Genomic DNA, 3,085 nt, shown 5'->3' on the forward strand with positions numbered 1-3,085 from the left:
GAGGCCCAGTGGGGCGCGCTGTGGTGAGTTGCGGCCCTCGGGCAGTGCGCCCGGGACGGCCTCGGAGCTGTGCTCGTTGCCGAACCCGTGGAGGTGGGCCAGCCCTTCGGCGGTCTTCCGTGCGTCCCCGCTCATGATCGGTGCTCCCTTGCACGCTGATTCCTATGGTTCACCGTAGGATTGCGGTTCGGGGGGCGCAAGAGGTCCGTACGATCTCCTCTCGACGGACGACCGGAGGGTGACGAGAACCAGACTCCAGGGGGATTCGGGGTGTCGGACCGGTGTTCTAGTCTCCCGTTTCATGTCGTGGACGCGCCGAACTCTAGGGCCTGTGCCGGAAGTGGCGCCTGCCGGACGACGCCTGGCACGCTCCCCCACTGCCTCAAGGGCGTGGGAGGTACCCCCTCTCGCCGCACCGGCCGAAAGCCCAAGTACATCCAGTACGAGAGCTCCCGCCCGGCACGCCGAGAGCACGCTCCCCCACGCTCGAACCCGAGCTCGCGCGGGGGCACCCCCATCGCCGCCGCCCGGTCCGCCCTCCGGGCGGACGACGCCACTTCCGGCACAGGCCCTAGCCGCGCTCGCGGTCTGTGTCCTGCTGCTGACCGGATCCGTGGGCTGCGGCACCAGTGCTGCGGGAGGGCAGAAGAACGGGGAGTCGCCGTCGCCGGTGGGCAGAATCCTCGACGACACCGACGACGAGGGGCAGCCGTACCGCGAGGTGGGCGAGGAGCATGCCCCCGAGGTCGACATCGAGGTCCAGCCCGACGCCTCCGGGGCCGGCTGGGACGTACGGCTGACCGTCCGTGACTTCCGCTTCTCGCCGGCCGGTGCACGGCCGAAGGCGGTGCCCGGCCGGGGGTTCGCCCGCCTCTTCCTGGACGGCCGCCCGGTCGCCCGACTGCGCACGCCCGAGTACCGTCTGGCCGCCGGTCTCGTCCCGCGCGGCACCCACCAGGTCACCGCACGGCTGTACGCCGACGACGGCACCGTGTGGGCGGTCGACGGCGAACCCGTCGAGTGCACGGCCGACATCACCGCCTCGGGAACCGAGCCGGCGCCCACGACCAAGGGACCTGCCGGTTCACCGGATCACGCCGACCGGGCATCATGAAGCCCGTGCCCCATGCGACAACACTCCGTCGTGCGCCCGTGCAGCGGCGCAGCGCCGAACGGCTGACCCGGATCCTGGACGCCTGCGCCGACCTCCTCGACGAGGTCGGCTACGACGACCTGAGCACCCGCGCGGTCGCCCAGCGCGCCGGTGTCCCCATCGGCTCGGTCTACCGCTTCTTCGGCAACAAGCGCCAGATGGCCGACGCGCTCGCGCAGCGCAACCTGGACCGCTACGCCGAGCGCGTCACCGAGCGGCTGAAGGATGCCGAACAGGGTGACTGGCGGACCGCCATGGACGCCGTGGTCGACGAGTACCTCGCCATGAAGCGCACCGCACCCGGCTTCTCCCTGGTCGACTTCGGCAACCAGATCCCGGTCGGGGTCCGCCACGGCGAGCCCAACCATCGCGTCGCCGACCGTCTCACCGACCTGCTCTCCGGCCACCTCGACCGCACCCCCGACGAGGAACTGCGCCGCTCCTTCCTGATCGCGGTGGAGACCGCGGACACCCTGGTGCATCTGGCGTTCCGGGTGGACCCGGAAGGGGACGAGAAGATCATCGGGGAGATGCGGGAGATGCTGCGGGCGTATCTGGCGCGCGTACTGGACTGAGGGCCGACGATTTCCGGACCCCGTTTGCGGTGAGGCCTCCCATCCATGCATACCGGTCGGTATGCTCGGCGCAGTCCGTGCGTCACCGCTGCCGCCAGACCTCCGGGAGGACCCGTGTCCCGCACCGCCCTGCGTATCTGCCCCCTGTGCGAGGCCACCTGCGGGCTGACACTCACCATCGAGGGAACCCGCGTCACCGGCGCCCGCGGTGACCGCGACGACGTGTTCAGCCAGGGCTTCATCTGCCCCAAGGGCGCCTCCTTCGGGGCCGTCGACGGCGACCCCGACCGGCTGCGTACCCCGCTCGTGCGCAGGGACGGGGAGCTGCGCGAGGCCACCTGGGAGGAGGCGTTCGACGCCGTGGCCGCCGGGATCCGGCCGGTCGTCGAGCGATACGGGCCGAACTCCGTCGGCGTGGTCCTCGGCAACCCCACCGTGCACACCATGGCCGGCGCGTTGTACCCGCCGCTCCTGATCGCGGGGCTCGGCACCCGCAGCCTGTTCACCGCGTCCACGGTCGACCAGATGCCCAAGCACGTCTCCAGCGGGCTGCTCTACGGCGACGCGCACGCCATCCCCGTGCCCGACCTGGACCACACCGACCACCTGCTGCTCATCGGCGCCAACCCGCTGGAATCCAACGGAAGTCTGTGCACCGCCCCCGACTTCCCCGGCCGCCTCAAGGCGCTCAAGGCGCGCGGCGGCACCCTCACCGTGATCGACCCGCGCCGCACCCGCACCGCCCGACTCGCCGACCGGCACATCGCCGTCCGCCCCGGCACCGATGCCCTGCTCCTCGCGGCGATGGCGTACGTCCTCTTCGCGGAGGACCTGGTCGACCTCGGTGATCTCGCGCCGCATGTCCAGGATCTGCCCGAACTCCGGGACGCCGTACGGGACTTCAGTCCCGAGGCCGTCGCGGCGGCCTGTGATGTCGAGGCCGGCACGATCCGTACGCTCGCCCGCGAACTGGCGGCCGCCCCCACCGCCGCCGTCTACGGCCGCATCGGCAGCTGCACCGTCCCGCACGGCACGCTCGCCAGCTGGCTCGTCGACGTCCTCAACATCCTCACCGGCAACCTGGACCGGCCGGGTGGCGCCCTGTTCCCGCAGGCCGCCACCGACCGGACGCCCCGGCCCGCAGGACCCGGCCGCGGGTTCGCGCTCGGCCGCTGGCATTCCCGGGTGAGCGGCCACCCGGAGGCCAAGGGCGAGCTGCCGCTGTCCGCACTCGCCGAGGAGATCGACACCGCCACCGAGGAGGGCGAGCCCGTCCGGGCGCTGATCGCCGTGGCCGCCAACCCCGTGCTCTCCGCGCCCGACGGCGACCGCCTCGACAAGGCCCTCGACTCGCTGG

General features: G+C 72.1%; 4 protein-coding genes. 3 read left to right on the forward strand and 1 reads right to left on the reverse strand.

Annotated elements, in window-relative coordinates; translation table 11 throughout:
• A partial coding sequence (locus tag ACTWQJ_RS49275; protein ID WP_443312874.1) for a homogentisate 1,2-dioxygenase occupies positions 1-135 on the reverse strand: 135 nt, incomplete at its 3' end.
• A gap of 460 nt (positions 136-595) precedes the next feature.
• Here ACTWQJ_RS49275 and ACTWQJ_RS49280 point away from each other — a divergent pair.
• From ACTWQJ_RS49280 to ACTWQJ_RS49290, 3 genes are all read left to right on the forward strand, one after another.
• Entirely contained in the window at positions 596-1,114 is a 519-nt protein-coding gene (locus tag ACTWQJ_RS49280) for a hypothetical protein (RefSeq protein ID WP_443312875.1), read from the forward strand.
• Entirely contained in the window at positions 1,111-1,728 is a 618-nt protein-coding gene (locus ACTWQJ_RS49285; protein WP_443312872.1) for a TetR family transcriptional regulator, read from the forward strand. The genes ACTWQJ_RS49280 and ACTWQJ_RS49285 overlap by 4 nt, the downstream gene beginning before the upstream one ends.
• Before the next feature lie 114 nt (positions 1,729-1,842).
• Positions 1,843-3,085, forward strand: a 1,243-nt coding sequence (locus ACTWQJ_RS49290) for a molybdopterin-dependent oxidoreductase (protein ID WP_443312873.1), incomplete at its 3' end; no start/stop codon positions are given.

The organism is Streptomyces sp. KR55, from assembly GCF_052245645.1.
GTDB lineage: Bacteria > Actinomycetota > Actinomycetes > Streptomycetales > Streptomycetaceae > Streptomyces > Streptomyces flavusporus.